This window comes from Pirellulaceae bacterium (assembly GCA_019636385.1).
In the GTDB taxonomy this organism is placed as follows: domain Bacteria; phylum Planctomycetota; class Planctomycetia; order Pirellulales; family Pirellulaceae; genus Aureliella.
The window spans coordinates 371498-387000 of record JAHBXT010000004.1 but is presented as its reverse complement, the minus strand read 5'-3'; the positions used below and the strand labels follow the sequence as shown (position 1 = coordinate 387000).

The window sequence follows — 15503 nt, the reverse complement described above, 5'->3', positions numbered from 1 at the left end:
TTACAGTCTACTGGAGATTCGTCTTAAAATGGTAATCGTCCGTAACACGAAGACGGCTCAGCCAACCTACGATGCAGCCGGCTACCACCAAAATCAAACTGCTCGGCTCAGGAACGACAGAGAACCATACCGGGGCCGAGGTGGTTACTCCGCCGAACGTATCGTCGACTCGGACCCGTACTTGGTAAACTTGGTTTGGCTGAATTCCTAAAGCGACCAGTTCATTCCACGTCAATGTGGGGGAAAAGCCAGAAGCATCGTCAAACACATCGTTCCCCGTGATGTCCCAACTGTAGGTCAGATACGGGATGTCTCCCGGATTGGGATCCGTGCTTCCCTGTGCGTCCAAGTTCAAGCTTTGACCGATTTGGATCGTGTATTCATTCCCGGCCACAGCGATGGGAGCCTGTTGTGGGTCTAGACCCGTCAAAGTGACCATCGCCTTTGGTGTCAGTTCTGATAGCGACGTCCCGTAGGTACTATTGACTGCGCGAACAAATTCATTGGCCCATAAAGCATGGAAGATTGGCGTCGGGTGCAAACCGTCGCTGATCCACACTGAATTCAGGTCTTGTAGGCCGCCGCTACTGACACCTGGATGAATATGGATGCCATGAATATTGATGCCACCCGCCATGCGAATATTGTCCCACAGTTGAAACAAGTCGACGGTAGCATATCCGCGCGTCGCAGCTTGAATGTCGACATTGGCATTAAAGTATTGCATGTTCAAACGCACGCTGTCTTTGCTGAATTGTGGAAAGCCCGCCAAAAGGGGCATGCTGCCCAAGTCTGGATACTTGACCAGCACCATCTTCAAGGGCGAGGTATAGCCGGCTGTCGCAATGGAGGTGATTTGATTGAATCGGTTAATGATCGGATTCATAACTCCCGTGTCGAGTCCTAAAAGCAGCCTCTGACTATTAATAATCTCACCGAGCATATCATTGCCACCAATCGCCTGACTGGCGTACTGAATTTGTCCAGACGTGCCCGCGCCTCGAATGCCCGGCCATAGATCTGGGCGGTTCTGGCTGCCTGTCTGAGAGTTGTTGTTTTGGATAAACGGAATGAGATTGGTCGATCCCAGCGCGCTGGTTGTCGTGGCTCCGCCCTTGGCGTAGTTGTAGGTGTAGCTGCCAGCACCACCGGTATTGCGCGGATCGCTGACGGGAAAATTGGCGAAAGGGCCGAAGTCGGCTGTACCACTGGCAACTAGCAAGTCTACCCAATTCTTCAGCCCGCTACCTAAAGCGCTATATTCGTCGGTAAAACTATCTCCTATCGCGCCTACTTTGATCTGGGCTTTGGCGGAAGTATCAGACCATAACACAGCACTGAGGCTAACGAGTATTAATGAAACAAAACGCGAGCGATGCACCAACATAGGAAACCCTCTTCTAGACATTCAAATTGTCTTCGGCGCCACGGCAGTTTTGACAAGGCAAGGATTCATCATAATCGAGTTTTCCGAGGCGTTCCATAACCTGCGCCTGATAAACTCCGTTTCACAAATTCGCTTCCGATCGGAATACAACAGGCCGGTAGGCTTGATCCCAACCAAGAACGGATACGCAGACGCACCCCAACTAAGGTATCAATAACCGTTACCGAACATAAAGGCAGGCCGGTCGATATTAAACTGCTGCGACCGCGATCGTGGATCGAGCGACATGGAAGTGCTTTTCACTTCCTCGAGTATTTAGGGTCATGCCAGGCAAGCATCCCTTGAACCACTCAGGCACGAAGTATCTCGGATCAGATTGGTGGACGGTCGGCTTTCTTCGTGGCCTGGTGGCTTTGTGGTTGGATGGTAGTCCAGCGAGATTCGGTCGTATTGTTATAGTGCAAAGCGGAACAGACCGTCGGGTAATCCGACGGCCTTGCGGTATTGAACATCGGTGGGCAACCCTATCCGGGCCAGTCCAGAGGTGGGCTTGGGGGCGGGGGAGGAGGCGGCTGCAGGCGGGCTCGCAGTTGTTCCCATGTGCCCTTGAGGCTGTCGTAGAGCCTTGGAATCTGACCGGCAGCCAAAAACACGCGGGCGCTGACGGCTGAATGTGGATAGAAGTTGGTGATGAAATCAAAACTGAACTCGTGTGGACCATGTCCAATCATGACGGCGTTGGCGTAGACACCACTGAGCAATTCGTCGCGAACCTTCAGATCGTCATAGATCTCTTCAGCCGAGGGATGTCGTGGCGGCTTATCCGTGGTACCACCGGCTGCTGGCGCTGGCGAGTGCGCGGTAGGGCTGCCTGCTGTTCCGGTCTGGCCGCCTGTGCCAGCTTGGCTACCTCCGCTGGCCGCCCCAGGTGCTCCATCGGCTGCGCTTTGACCGCCCTCGGGTGCCTGTGGCGAGCCGCCGGCCGTTGACAGTCCGACAATCTGGGTATCGTTTGGGGGTACCACTGGCTGCGGGTTGGCCGCAGGCGTGGCAGCCGCAACGGCAGTCACCAGTCGCGGGTTGGGCAATTCGCCCCAGCGACCACGGTACAGTTGCATGTTCCGTCCCAAGGCATCGACCAATTGCGGCAATACACTGTGAGGCATGACTACGCGAGCTGCCACCTGAAAGGGTCGTCCCAGATTTTGTACAAAATCAAGCACAAACTCGGTCTGAGCGGTCATCACAATCACCCCGGTGCTGAAACAGCCTTTGGCAACATGCTCGGGCACGCGAGCGCGAATCGGCTGTTGCTCGCTAGGCTCCGGTCGGTCGTCTGGGTGCATACTCATTTTGGAAATTCCCTTCCAGCCACATCGTCGGTATTTTCTACCTCCACTGCAGCACAATAATTACGTAAAATTCAGCCACCATCTGGCAGACCGGATGGATCACGCCAGCGGGTCTAGCGGTGTTGGCGGCGTGGTTGTCGTCGAGGCGATTTCTTGTTGCAGTCGCTGAGGAAGCTGGACGCGGACCAGCAAGATATCTTGGCTGCTGAGCCCTAAATTCAACACGAAAACGGCTGCGGCGAGAAGGGGCACTGCCACCAAAGCAATCGTGTGGCGGGCGGAAATGCCATTATTGACCACATCCTCAAGCGTCCAGTAAACATTCAGCGACTGATGCCAATCGTAATCAAATGGCTCAAAGCGATTGGCCACCAACACGGCGGAATATGGCAGCAGACCCAGCACGACAACCATCATGCATTGCAATAAGAATCCAACCAGCAACCTGGCCGACACCTGTCGCGGAACGATCAACATGATCAGTCGAGTTGTACCGGTAAAGAACACGAAGTAGGCTCCGGCCATCCACACGATGGCCAAGCTATTCTCAACATTGTAAAGTGGCAATTGAAAGGCTTGACCAAATCCCAGTAACAGCAGGCGCGTGGTGGTGATACTGCCAAACAGACAGCACAGAAACACGTAGCCTAAACCGGAACCAGGATACAGCCACGACAACAGCACGCGACCAAGCTGCGTGCGCGGCAGCGTTCGTTGCGCGCGCGCCGATAGCACACCGCGTTCACCGATCACTAATGCTCCCAACAGCAAGAACAGGATCAGTGAGACGACGGTTGTAAATATGCAGAACCCGCTGTCCTCTAGTTCAATGATTCCCAGCAATTCCCAAAAGAACAGAACTGCAATCCATAATAGAATCCGCAGTCGGATCGCCAATGCATGGTTCTCGCTGGGAAAGTCGATGACGGCTGTCGCTGCGCGCAATAACATTGGCAGGCCGCTTACTACGGCCGAGCCAATCACGAGCAGAAACTGCCAGCCTGTTGAGCCGAACGTCATATGTGCGTTCGCCATAGCCAGCGTGACCCAAGACCAGATCACGAACATCCACAACAGCCCGGCCAATAAAATAATTGACGACAAGACCTGAAACATCCGTGCGCGACCAACCGTGGCAAACAAAATGCCTACGGCCGTCAGGCCGACCGACATCAGCACAGTCAGCACCAGCGTGTTTAGAATTGTGGCCAGTGCAACGCCGCGCAACAGATACGTCACCGCGATGCACGGTGCGAGTGCGGACAAATAGACTGTCATCTGCAGGCAGGCCGAGTACATTTTGCCGTGCACGATTTGGCTGGCCGACAACATGGAAATGCTAACCAACTCGAAGGTGCGTTCTTCGGCTTCGCTGACCATCGAACGAAATGCGCTGAATGGAATCACTAGAATCAAAGGAAACGACAAAATCACCAGATAACCGCTCAGCATCAGCAGTCCGCCAGGGACATAATACATCCTGGGAAGCTGATACATCACGGCGATCAACGTCCAGGCGATGACGGCCAGCAAGGTGAAGCCAAAGCTGATTGCAAACTGTCGCGAACCCAGCGCTTGACGGGCCTCTTTGACGACAATCGGATTAGCCTGTTCACTCAGCCAGGCCCAGGCCGCTGGCCAGCCTTTTTGTGGAGGGTCGATATAGCGATTGCGCATTGGATTGGAATCGGTAGACGTCGTCGCCTGAATGGATGGCACGTTAGAACTCACTGAATGGCTCCCGTGGTGATCTGCATGAAGACATCCTCCAGTGTGCGCCCCTCGGTGGAGTACTGAGCTACATCGAAACCCGCATTCAGGATGGCCCGCAACAGTTGAGCCAGCTCAATGTCGGCGGAGCTGGCAACGATCTGGAAGCGAACATCAGTGCCCTGATGGTTAACATGGGAGATTCCAGGTTGTGAAGCGAGCCACACAGACAAGTGGTCGGCGCGATCAACAACTTGAACTCGCATATCAATATGCGGTTGCAACCGCGCGCGAATCTCGGCAATATTTCCGCTGGCGATCAACTTGCCTCGTTCGATAATTGCCATCGAATCACACATTTCGCCTAGTTCGGTCAAGATGTGCGACGAAACCAGCAGCGATTTTCCTTCGGCGGCCAACCCCAAGATCATTTGTCGCAGCTCGACGCGCGCTCGTGGATCAAGACCATTGGCAGGTTCATCCAGAATCAATACCGCCGGGTTATGGATCATGGCTCGCCCTAAGCACAAACGCTGGCGCATGCCTTTGGAAAGTCCCTGCACCGGCTTGTATGCGATTTTGTCCAGTCCGGTGTAGCTCAGCGTACGCCGAATGGCTTGCATACGCGCCCGTCCCTGCAGGCCATAACTGCGAGCGAAAAAATCCAGGTACTCCAAACAATGCATGTTGGGATAGGTACCAAAGTCATCCGGCATAAACCCCAGGCGTTGTCGAACGCGATCGGGGTCGAGGATCACCGAATAGCCGTCGACCAACGCGTCACCGTAGTCGGGAGTATCCAGTGTAGCCAGGATGCGCATGGTCGTGGTTTTGCCCGCACCGTTGGGACCGATGAAGCCGAATACCTGCCCGGCTTGAACTTCAAACGACACATCGTCCACAGCCCGCGTGGTACCAAACGACCGGAATAGACGGCGCAGTTGAATCATGGGCTCGGTGGAGTTGGTCACCATCGATAGGCTCCAGTCAACACATGAAAATTGTCTTCTGTTTGGTAGATCGACCTGTCCAGGGGCAACTGGATGTTGTCCGATGCTGGCGTGATGATGAAGTAGCTGAACTCGGGCAGCTTCTTCGTCAGACCTGGCCGACCGGTCAATAATTGTTCCAATGGATCGCTATCGTTGGAGACGCCGCCATAAACCCAATAGTTGCTTCGATAGTTATTGGAATAGAGATCGATTTCGATCGGTGGTTGTGGGCGGAGCTTGTCGATCCGTGACATCAGGTCGGGTAGTTGACTAGCGGTTTGGCTAGCCATTGACAGCGACTGGTCAGCAGCCAGGTTTGTGGCCCAATAGTAGCTGTCGCCCTGACCGCGCAATAATACGGCGGCCAGTGTGGCTGTCGAAGTGTTGTGAAGGGAAATTTGGTTATCCGCCAGCTGTTCAACGCGAATTGGCAGCGTAAAGTGCGCCAACCGATGTCCAACCATCAGATGCTGTTGTGCCCTCGGCAGCATCCAGCCAGCCAGTATCTGCTGGTCGTCGCTAGGGTATATGTGTGCATACACGTTATGCTGCGGCTCGCTGACACTTGCGGCAAATTCGTTTTGAACAATTGGTCGCAGGAAGGCATCGCTCGAAAATTTTAGGCCTTCGCGCGGCGGTGCTCCGCTGAAGTAGGACTGACGCGACCAGGCGAATCCTTGGCCGGAGTCAATATCGTAGTATTGCAGCGATGCGATTCGCCCATAGGTAGTGAAGCCTTCGCGGACGATGTTGTAAACCAACACGCAGCCAGTCAGCAGTCCTGAGAGTGCCGGCACCAGCACGAGCATCAGCGTTCGCTGCTGAAGTCGATGAGTCAAGTACAGAAGGCCAGGGCCAACCAGCAGTATGAACAAGATCACAAAAGCGCTGAAGGTTAACACCGGTGTCTTGCCTACGGAACGCACCAAGTTCGACCAAAACCAGCGGTGGTCTACATCCTTGGCCCTGGCGCTGCTCACCACAGAGTCGCTCGCGAACTGGCGCATGAGAATGTCGTTAAGATTGGGCCGCGAGGTGAGCGCCAATAACTTGCCGCCGCCATACACGCGCTCCGATCCGTCGAGTTCCAGTTGGTTGGGGATTGGGGACCAGCGCGCTACCAATTGCGTATCAGATGGTTTGCCCGTCAGTCGCTGATCCAACTCAGCTAACTGCTCCGATTGCACGTTGTACACCAGCAGCCTGCCACCGGCCAAGAGATAGGTTGTCAGCGCTTGCAGCTTCCCGTCGGCGAGCGACAACAGGTCAGACAGCGACAGATAAACGCAGTCATAGCCAAGATAGACTTGCCAGTCGTCAGCAGCGTCCGCTGGAGGAAAGGTAGATTCGTAAAATTGTTCTGAGTTACCTGTGAAGGGAGCTGCAGAATTCTTGCCTTGGGACAGCGGTACCAGCTTGCGGTGAGCGGTGGTCGCAGTGCTGTCGATATGATACCACCAACGTGCGGGTTGGTAGCCAGCATAGTTTTTCGTGGGCTTCACTTGAGAAATGCTGCGCCCGCTTTCCTTGACATCATAGGCCCAAGACGAAGCAGGGTTGGGTTGATTGAACGTGAATTGTTTGGTCACCATGGCAGCGCCTTGCGGTAACAACAGCGGCAGGTGATAGGCAACAGACGGTCCGTTATAGCTGCCGACATACAGAATCAGCTCTAAATGGCGATCCATGGGACTTGGACGACCGGGCGTAGTCACCGTTACGGTCATCTCATCAACAACCTTATCTCCAGCCGGGTCGGGCGATGTCGCAATGCGCAGCGAGTCATATCCAGAGTAGGCCTTGGTGACGATCGTGCTGGCACGGACTGCGGTGCCCTCCACGTACCACTGGCAGGCGATAAGCGTCGTTAGGTAAAGCGTTCGACCGATCGCGTGGCAGTTCATGGGTTTCGAGTTACCGTGTGCTTGGAGGCAGAAGTTGAGGCGGCAACGTGTCTTGAGCAAAGGGCGATTCGGGCTGCGGCTGGCTTGAGCCAGCCAGCTTCTCCATGGCTCCCACCGAATAGGCGGCAAAAAAAGCTAGCGCCGAAAATGTTAAATACATTCCCGTCGCCAACAGTAGCAGCAGCCCAACGGCGACCAGAGATTGCTGGTAGACCGAACGAGCAATTAGCGTGATTAGTACACCAATTATGGCGGCAGTCACAAAATACCACCGCATGGTGAAACGCGGTAATAGTGGTTGTGGAGTCTGGGGTTCAGTCATGGCCAACATTACCTTTAATCCGGCGGGTAGCGTTCTGGCAGCTACCTACCGTTGCCAGAGGAAGGGTGATCAGAGTTTCACCCTCTGGTGCCGGTGGCTACCAACAAATTCTTATTGATCGCCCGCCTCAGTGGCTCAGTGGCTGGATTGCTAGGCTAGCGACGTACTGTTCTAGTTCGTGCATCTGTTCCGCGTCACTGCCTTCCGCGACACGTTGAATGATTCCGCTGGGATCGACGACCAGCGTAGTGGGAAATCCCAGAGAACCGTAGGGCATCACCAGCGCCAATTGAATACTGCTCTGACCATCGGCGTCATAATACGTCGGAATGTGCTCAGAAAAGCTATCAAGAAATCGCCGCGTCTGATCGCGCAGTTCCCCCACTTTCATTTCGTCTTCAGGAAAGGCGATCGACAGGACTTGGGTATTGGGCTGCTGCTGAATTTGATGGTAAAGGCGCACAAAATTGGCAAAGCCTTGGTGCGACTCCTGACTCCAAGGTGCCCAGAGGTACAATACCGTTGTTGTGCCGTCAAAACTGTCAGATGAAAGAGCCTCCTGTGCATACAGCAGTGGTTGGAAGTGCACAGTCGGCAACGGCTTTCCGATTACATGGGGGGCTGGACCAGAGCCCATCCAAGCCAAGAACATAATGCCCACCAACATGAACGCAGCGCAGGCAATCAAAAACAGCCAGGGATTATTCGACGCATGACCAGTCGTATTCTGTTCGTCAGCGCCACCTAAGCTGACAAGCCCTCCATTGGTTGAAATGGTAGGTGGCGGTTGAGAAATGTCGGTAGAAGAATTCATGGCTTGAGTTCGTTGGAAACAATGGACCCGCCACGTTGATACTGCTGCGACAACTGGCCTCAGCATGCAGTCAGCGGAAATTGTACAGTATTATTCTACAGATTGTTTGCATTCGAGGAATTGTGTGATGAACTGGCAGACATGGGAAGTTGAACTGAAGTTTCACGTGGATGATGTCGCCGAGTTGGAGCAGCAGTTAGCTCGGCATGGTTTCGAGAACCAGCAAGTTGAAAAGCATGAGGATATCTACTTGCAGCACCCCTGCCGCGATTTCCGCGCGACCGATGAGGCGTTTCGGCTACGCAGCGTCAACGGCCAAGCCTTTATGACTTACAAAGGTCCGCGACAACCCGGGCCGGTTAAGACGCGCGAAGAGATAGAACTGCCCGTCGCCAATGAAGGCCCACCCGCAGCGCATTGGCTGATTCTGCTAGAGCGACTAGGATTTCAGCCGGTCGTGCCAGTGCGCAAAGTGCGTCACATCTATCAAAGTCCGATCGTCCAGGGACGTGATGTTCTGGTTACCATCGACGCGGTCGAGCAACTGGGCAATTTCGCAGAAGTGGAAATCGTCGTTAACGATCCAAGCAAACTGGACGACGCTCGCACTCGGATTCAGCGGCTTGCCGAACGGCTAGGACTACAGCGAGTTGAACCGCTGAGTTATCTTGCTCAGCTTCTGCGGCAATCGAATGGCTAACGAGCGACGCCGCCGAGGTTAGATGCTGGTCGCGAGTGTATGGAGTTTCGGGCTGACAGTAGAATCGTGTGACTGGTAGCCAACCTCGGACGGCAGAATCTTGTCTTGGCAGCCAACGTCGCCAGAGTTATCGCTCCTGTCTGTGGCGACCTAACGACGACCAGCAGTTTGGCACGCGGATTGCAATAATTCAGTGCCGTACAAACTTGACCCTGCCAGTTTGACAAAGCGATCGGTCGCTCGTGAAGATTCGATCAGCCAGGCGGGGTGGGACACTTGCAAAAGGGAGAGGTCAAATGAACCAGAACATTCCTAATCGCTCGCTGACGCCAATTGAAGAATTCTCGACCGACCTGGAGCGAATGTTTGATTCGCTGTTGGGGCGCACCGTCGGATCGGTGTTGCGCGCTGGCCAGGGTGAGAAGTTCACACCTCAACTGGATATTGTCGAGACAGCCAATGATTACGTGGTATCGGTCGACTTGCCTGGTGTCAAGCCGGATGATGTCAAGCTGGAAATTGAAGACGGCAAGTTGTCGATTTCTGGCAAGCGAGAAGCGATCACCGAAGAAAACACGAAGAACGTTCATCGCGTCGAAAGGACTAAAGGTAGCTTCTACCGTTTGGTTGCCTTGCCTCGTGAGGTCGACACACAGAAAGTCGATGCGCACTACGAACATGGAGTGCTGAAGGTCACGCTGCCTAAGTCGGCTGAAAAACAACCTCGAAAGATCGAGATTCGCGCGACTACCTAGTCTGCCTTCACAACATTTAAGGATCAAAGCCTAGCGGCTGCTTGAGACGCGGTACTCAAGCAGCCGCTGTTTTTTTGCGGGTGGGCGGATTCAGAATCAAGTGGATGATCGGACTAGGAAGGTGCCGGCTGGAGGGTAGAATAGGACCGTGCGTTAATCGGTGTGTGGTTTTACTGAGGTCTGTTTTTTATGGCTAGACGTCGATGGTTGTTTGGCAGGAGCAATTTCGCAGGGCGGGCGGTCGACGCTCTAACGAGCTTTGCTATACAGACGCATAGGAGCATGGTGCTTGCGCGCCGGATATGCATGGCAGTCGCAGGATTGTGTTGGGTTATGCCGCCCCATTCGCTGATGGCTCAAGCGGATCCTGCTGGTGCCACCGAGTCCTCTGCACAGGCCCAACAGAATTTTCCGGACCTGACCATACCGGCTGGTGCCGATGTGCCAACATTGCAGCGAGTCGTAGCTGCGGCCAAGTCGGCGCGTCCGACATCGGCCGACGAATATAAGGCTCAACAAACGGCTGTGCGACAGGCCTCTTCCGCGCTGCTGCGCAAGTTATCCAAAGAGGATGCGGCGTACGCTCAGGCCGAAATGGATACGATCATCTCGTCAGTCGCGCTGCTGACGTTTTTTAATGAAGACGAGCAGTCCGATATCGTCGATCAGTTGACCAACTTTCTGAAAGGTCGCAATCCGCTTTCCATACAAGATATCCAAACCGGAATGCTGGCAGCGGGAATGCTGGAACTGCAACCGGATAAGCAGCCGGCTCGCGAAGTCTACGAGTTACTGGACGAATTGCTGAAGGAGGACCAGCGCGACGAGATGCAGAGCTTGCGGCTCAATCTACAAGCATCGGTACGTCGCCTGAATATGCTCGGTGAGCCCTTCGAATTGAACGCCACCACCATCCAGGGGGAGCAAATCACCACCCAAAGGTTTGCCGGCAAGTTTGTTATTGTGGATGTGTTTGCAACCTGGTGTGAACCCTGTCGAGTAGAGGCGGCTTTGATCAAGAAGCACTATGAAAAATACCGTGAGCGCGGCTTGGAAGTCGTAGGCATCAGCTTAGATGAAGACGCTGAAGCTTTGCGTCAATACTTGAAGGATAATCCGTTACCCTGGCCGGTGATTCACGATGCAGCCGAAGACCCATTGGAAAGACTGTCGTTCAAGTATGGAATCTCGGCACTGCCCACCGTGCTGTTACTGAACAAAGAAGGTACCGTCGTATCGCTTGAGGCGCGGCAAAGCGAATTGAATCGACTCATGCAGATGTTGTTCGAGACACCCACGCCAGCAGTACCACCTACAGATGCTGCAGACGATGGCGAAGCATCCGCAGAAAATGACGCTAGCGCCGGCGGAGTTGAGGACAGCCAGGATGTGGTCAGTGGCAATGGCAGCAAAAGCTCTTCCGATTCAGACCAGAAGGTTGAGTGAACCGCGCATGAATCGAATGTGCTGTATCGTAGGCTTGTTGAGCTGGCTGGTAGCGGTGGGCTGCGATCGAAGCGTCGTTAAACACGCACAGCCCGACACTGGTACAACTCACAGCACGCAGGCTGGACAAGTTACCAACCAATCGACGGTGTCATTGGAATCCTCAGGCCAACAAACTCAATTCGATAGCTTGCCTGACAATCAGCCATCGGTTGCCAGCAGTGCAACCCAGGTCACCGACGCGCCAGCCAAATCGGCGTCATCGACTGCTACGGCTCCGCCATCGTTGATCGAGCAGCGCGTGCTGGCCATTGAGCCTGTCCAGTCCGAGGATCCTCAGCGAATGATTCAACACCTGAGTGAACTCGATCGGGCAATTCAAGATGTGTTGCTAGCCAGTAGTCGTATGCATGAGCAGGCAGCCAGAGATGCTGCAGTGCGTCTGTCACAAATGAAACTGCAGGCTGGTAAACACTTGGCAGGACTGGCTGGAGCCTCCGCTGAGCAGGCCAAATCAGGCATCCAGGCACAGTTAGTAGCCCTCAGCCATCTCAGTGGATTGAAAGATGTGGCGGCCGCACGGCAATTGGAGGAACTTGCTACGCAACTCAGCGGTCATGCCGATGATCAATTACGCCACCAGTCTCACGTGGTGTTGGTAGGGTTCAAGATACAGCAATTGCAAAACGGAGTTATTTCCGACCCGACAGCCGTCCTGAGCGCTGCCAGCGATTTGATCTCGGACCCGCAATACCGTGGGCGGCTGGAGATGACCAGCTTGGCCCATGTGATTGGCGTGCTGTATCAGATGGGTTACGCCCAGCAAGCGCAGCCGTTGCAGCAGCAGGTGTTTGAGGCTTACTCGCAATCGGCCGATGCACAGTTGCGCAATGAGGCCTGGAATCAACTAACCCGTCAAAGTCCGGCGGTCGATAATTTTCTGGCTTCATTGCAGTCGATGCAAGCCGTTCAATTTGACCCTACTCCCGTGTTGGTAGCGGCCCGCGGCTTGGTCCAAGAGTTTCCGAACCCTGTCACCTTGGAAATGATCGCCGGAGTTGTCACCAATATTGAATATAGTGGCCATGTAGCACTCAGTCAGGATTTGATTCGACTGATCGAGACTCAAGCCGAGAGTTTGCCGCTGGCCGCCTCGGCAGGTGTCATTCGAGCAGCCATCGACGAGCATCGGCAGCGTACTTCGTGGTTGGGGCAACCACTGAAAATTGAAGGGCTAGTTGATTTAAGTCAGCAGACTGTGGACTTGCAACAATTCGCAGGCAAGGTGATGCTGGTAGATTTTTGGGCGACATGGTGTGCCCCTTGTTTGAATGAAATTCCACATATCAAGCGCGCACACGACGAGCTGTCCGAGCAGGGCTTTGCGGTGCTAAGCATCAATATGGACCATGAACTAGCTGATGTTCAAAAGTTTGCTCAATCGCATCCCATGCCATGGAACGTTTGCCGTCCGCTAGATGGGGATACGCGTAGTCTGACCGAGCAGTTCGGCATCACACTTTTTCCGCACACGCTGCTGGTTGATCGAGATGGCAATGTAGCTGCATTGCATGTTCGAGGTGAAAGGCTGTTGACGGAAGTTCGGCGACTGTTGGAGTAATAATGATGAGTACTTCGCTGATAGAAAAGTTTCAGTTGATGCCTGCCTGGCTCAGAGCGATCGCGCTGGTGGTGTTGCTTAACGCAACTTGGGTCACCTGGTCTGTGGCCGCCCGACATAGCATCGCGGCCGAGCCGCCTGCGAAGAGTAACATCCTCAGTCCCGAACAGCAATTAAAGCGGCTCGCAGCGCCACCATTGGAAAATCGGTCAGCCACTGCAGTTCCCACCGACGATCCTCTGATGCAGCATATTCGACAGCATCTGTCCAATGAGTTCCCATCCAGCGCCGACGACTTGAATCTGCAATCCAATCACTCGGTGGCGTCTTCTGAGAAGCTGGCTGAACCTGGCCCAAAGTTGGTTGAAACGAACAAAGCAACACCAACTGTAGACCGACCAGCTGCCAGCGCCGAGTTCAAATTATTGCATGCGAAACTGGAGCTGGTGGATCAGTTGAGTCAAGCAGCTCAACAATTAACACAGCTTGCTGCCCGCTATCACGAATTGAGTCAGGTGGCGGAGAGCCAAGCTATGCTGGAACGATGCGCGCGACTCCGCCGTTTGATGGTCGATGTCCTGAGCGATCCGTAAGCGATCGAATCCGTAGCTAGTGTCGCCAGAGGGTTGCTGTAGCTATAGCGGGGCGTTCAGGTTGGCGAGAATGATTTTCATCGTCTACACGTGGTGGCTAGTGTAGTAGTCTCATTGGGTGCTTGCTTAGGCACCTGAATTAAGGTTGGCCGTCGTCGGGGATCGCTTCCTCCTGCTTGGCCAATCGCAGGCAGACGACGCTGATACGCCCCAATTGGGTGATTGGTTGTAATCGAGGTTGATGGTGAAGCCCAGCCGCCTGCAAGCGTTGTTCTAGTGCTGCCGCTGGACAGCGAGCCACAATCCAGTGGGCCAATGGTGGCTGGCCGGTATCACCGCGTGGCTGGGCGCTATGCAATTGGCTTGCCCACCAACGACTGGAGCCCACTAGTGCTGATGGCTCAATCGTTTGTGTACAAGATTGCACTCGGTAGCAGCCACGCAGTGGTAGACTCAAATACTGGTTCTGCTGGTCGGCCAACGGCGGCTCGACCCAGTGGCCTTCGATCAAGCCAGCGTAGCACCACAGTTGATGTGTCTGCGATTCGAAACGCTGCGAAACCAGTGCGGCTGCCTGCCGCCAATCTTCGCCGCGCAACATACCAATGGGCTGGCCGCGCAGCCAGTGACCGAACGTGCCTTGGGAGACAACCAGCCAAGTCAACGTGGCTAGCACAACCGACCACCGTAGCGGGCCGGCAGGCAATCGTACCAGCCAGTAGCCAGAGAGCAGATACAGCGGTAACGCACCGCCAATGATGAAGCGATAGTGAAACAGCGGCGCGATACCAGAGCTGGTAATGAGCCATGCCAATAGTGTTGGACCAGCCGCGGCAAATCCCCACATCCAGACATGATGCTTCATGCTACAGTCGCTGGGACTACGTTCCGCAGGGCGATGCAGTAGCCGAGCGATCAGCCAGGCAACCAGCAGCGGCATCAGAATGGCCAGTAACGGAAAGACAGCGAGCAGTTCGCTTAAGTCGGCTTGTCCGGCAAATGCGGACCACAGTTGTCGCCGCTGCCAGACCGGGTGCACGCTGCCCGCAATCCACCAGCCGTTGATACCCAGCCAGACGGCACTTGTCAGCCACAAACGTCCGGCCCCGCGCAGTCGGATTGCAGTCACCGCCGCCAACAACCATTGACATAGTACGACCAGCGAACTGGTGACATGCAAGTGGATCAGCAGCGTAGCGATGACGGTCCATGCAGTCAAGCAAACGAGTTGCCGATGACGCAAGCCAACAGAGGTGATGCTGTGCGCGACTAGCAGCCAGCCCACCAGACTCAGCAGTTGAAGCATGCTGTAGACGCGAGCTTCCGTTGCGTAGAACAACTGCATGCGGTCCAGGGCGATGCACAGGCACCAGCCGGCGGTTGTCCAACCATGATTCGCGCGGGTTTGTGCCGCAGCGCTGTATCGCCACATGAGCCCAGCCACTGTAGCCAGTGTTAGGCTCCATGCCAACATCGACGGTAACCGCAGCAGCCAGGGCGACGATAGCAGTATATCCGTATTGGCCAGGGTTGTAGGGCCAAGTGGCTGCTGAGCCAACCCAACTGTCCAGCCCAGGGCAGCCACAATGTAAAAGTACCAAGGCGATTGATTGCCCGCAGCGGCGCGGGCGGCGATCGGGGACCAGCCATCGGCCAGTACCCAACTGGTATGCAATTCATCGACCCACAGCGGTTCGCCGACGGCCAGCCAGGACCAGACAAGCGCCAACAGCGCAGCGAGCAGCACCCACCGGATCGGAAAAACACCGGGCTGGGGGCGGTTGTCTCTTGACTGGGAATCGTTGTCGTAGTGCAATAGAACTATTGGGGAGTAAAATAGAGTTCGGCTCGGGACGGCAATTCTGGTAATCATACCAACCGCTCAGAGTCGGCTTGCCGGTCCAACT

General features: G+C 54.8%; 13 protein-coding genes. 5 read left to right on the top strand and 8 right to left on the bottom strand.

Features of this window, described 5'->3' with window-relative positions; genetic code table 11:
* Positions 1 to 7: 7 nt before the first annotated feature.
* From KF752_16035 to KF752_16005, 7 genes are all read right to left on the bottom strand, one after another.
* Positions 8 to 1387 (bottom strand): PEP-CTERM sorting domain-containing protein, encoded by a 1380-nt coding sequence (locus tag KF752_16035; protein MBX3423066.1) that lies wholly within the window; start codon positions 1385 to 1387, stop codon positions 8 to 10.
* 524 nt (positions 1388 to 1911) lie between these two features.
* The gene (locus KF752_16030) at positions 1912 to 2505 is read right to left on the bottom strand and encodes a DUF3467 domain-containing protein (GenBank protein ID MBX3423065.1); all 594 of its coding nucleotides are present in this window, start codon (positions 2503 to 2505) and stop codon (positions 1912 to 1914) included.
* Positions 2506 to 2838: 333 nt separating this feature from the next.
* Entirely contained in the window at positions 2839 to 4470 is a 1632-nt protein-coding gene (locus KF752_16025; GenBank protein MBX3423064.1) for a hypothetical protein, read from the bottom strand.
* Positions 4467 to 5399 (bottom strand): ABC transporter ATP-binding protein, encoded by a 933-nt coding sequence (locus KF752_16020; protein ID MBX3423063.1) that lies wholly within the window; start codon positions 5397 to 5399, stop codon positions 4467 to 4469. Before KF752_16020 ends, KF752_16025 begins: the two co-directional genes overlap by 4 nt.
* Before the next feature lie 17 nt (positions 5400 to 5416).
* Complete coding sequence (locus tag KF752_16015; protein MBX3423062.1) at positions 5417 to 7345, bottom strand: hypothetical protein; 1929 nt, start codon at positions 7343 to 7345, stop codon at positions 5417 to 5419.
* Positions 7346 to 7355: 10 nt separating this feature from the next.
* On the bottom strand, positions 7356 to 7667 hold the full coding sequence (locus tag KF752_16010; protein ID MBX3423061.1) for a hypothetical protein: 312 nt from the start codon (positions 7665 to 7667) through the stop codon (positions 7356 to 7358).
* 127 nt (positions 7668 to 7794) lie between these two features.
* Entirely contained in the window at positions 7795 to 8481 is a 687-nt protein-coding gene (locus KF752_16005; protein ID MBX3423060.1) for a TlpA family protein disulfide reductase, read from the bottom strand.
* A gap of 127 nt (positions 8482 to 8608) precedes the next feature.
* Between KF752_16005 and cyaB the strand changes: the two genes are divergently transcribed.
* The 5 genes from cyaB (at position 8609) to KF752_15980 (ending at position 13596) form a co-directional block, all read left to right on the top strand.
* On the top strand, positions 8609 to 9181 hold the full coding sequence (gene cyaB / locus KF752_16000) for a class IV adenylate cyclase (protein ID MBX3423059.1): 573 nt from the start codon (positions 8609 to 8611) through the stop codon (positions 9179 to 9181).
* Positions 9182 to 9477: 296 nt separating this feature from the next.
* Complete coding sequence (locus KF752_15995) at positions 9478 to 9936, top strand: Hsp20/alpha crystallin family protein (GenBank protein ID MBX3423058.1); 459 nt, start codon at positions 9478 to 9480, stop codon at positions 9934 to 9936.
* A 333-nt stretch (positions 9937 to 10269) separates the two neighbouring features.
* On the top strand, positions 10270 to 11382 hold the full coding sequence (locus KF752_15990; protein MBX3423057.1) for a TlpA family protein disulfide reductase: 1113 nt from the start codon (positions 10270 to 10272) through the stop codon (positions 11380 to 11382).
* A 7-nt stretch (positions 11383 to 11389) separates the two neighbouring features.
* Positions 11390 to 13003, top strand: coding sequence for a TlpA family protein disulfide reductase (locus KF752_15985; protein MBX3423056.1), 1614 nt, complete (start codon positions 11390 to 11392; stop codon positions 13001 to 13003).
* Positions 13004 to 13005: 2 nt separating this feature from the next.
* On the top strand, positions 13006 to 13596 hold the full coding sequence (locus tag KF752_15980) for a hypothetical protein (GenBank protein ID MBX3423055.1): 591 nt from the start codon (positions 13006 to 13008) through the stop codon (positions 13594 to 13596).
* A gap of 139 nt (positions 13597 to 13735) precedes the next feature.
* Here the strand turns inward: KF752_15980 and KF752_15975 are convergent, their stop codons facing one another.
* The gene (locus tag KF752_15975; protein MBX3423054.1) at positions 13736 to 15469 is read right to left on the bottom strand and encodes a hypothetical protein; all 1734 of its coding nucleotides are present in this window, start codon (positions 15467 to 15469) and stop codon (positions 13736 to 13738) included.
* Positions 15470 to 15503 lie beyond the last annotated feature (34 nt).

What these genes read in the sequence shown, in the direction of transcription:
- cyaB (MBX3423059.1), top strand. Translation starts at nt 8,609, where the DNA reads ATGAACTGGCAGACATGGGAAGTTGAACTGAAGTTTCACGTGGATGAT.
- KF752_16015 (MBX3423062.1), bottom strand. Translation starts at nt 7,345, where the DNA reads ATGAACTGCCACGCGATCGGTCGAACGCTTTACCTAACGACGCTTATC.
- KF752_16010 (MBX3423061.1), bottom strand. Translation starts at nt 7,667, where the DNA reads ATGACTGAACCCCAGACTCCACAACCACTATTACCGCGTTTCACCATG.
- KF752_15990 (MBX3423057.1), top strand. Translation starts at nt 10,270, where the DNA reads ATGCCGCCCCATTCGCTGATGGCTCAAGCGGATCCTGCTGGTGCCACC.
- KF752_15985 (MBX3423056.1), top strand. Translation starts at nt 11,390, where the DNA reads ATGAATCGAATGTGCTGTATCGTAGGCTTGTTGAGCTGGCTGGTAGCG.
- KF752_15980 (MBX3423055.1), top strand. Translation starts at nt 13,006, where the DNA reads ATGATGAGTACTTCGCTGATAGAAAAGTTTCAGTTGATGCCTGCCTGG.
- KF752_16020 (MBX3423063.1), bottom strand. Translation starts at nt 5,399, where the DNA reads ATGATTCAACTGCGCCGTCTATTCCGGTCGTTTGGTACCACGCGGGCT.
- KF752_15995 (MBX3423058.1), top strand. Translation starts at nt 9,478, where the DNA reads ATGAACCAGAACATTCCTAATCGCTCGCTGACGCCAATTGAAGAATTC.
- KF752_16030 (MBX3423065.1), bottom strand. Translation starts at nt 2,505, where the DNA reads ATGCAACTGTACCGTGGTCGCTGGGGCGAATTGCCCAACCCGCGACTG.
- KF752_15975 (MBX3423054.1), bottom strand. Translation starts at nt 15,469, where the DNA reads ATGATTACCAGAATTGCCGTCCCGAGCCGAACTCTATTTTACTCCCCA.
- KF752_16005 (MBX3423060.1), bottom strand. Translation starts at nt 8,481, where the DNA reads ATGAATTCTTCTACCGACATTTCTCAACCGCCACCTACCATTTCAACC.
- KF752_16035 (MBX3423066.1), bottom strand. Translation starts at nt 1,387, where the DNA reads ATGTTGGTGCATCGCTCGCGTTTTGTTTCATTAATACTCGTTAGCCTC.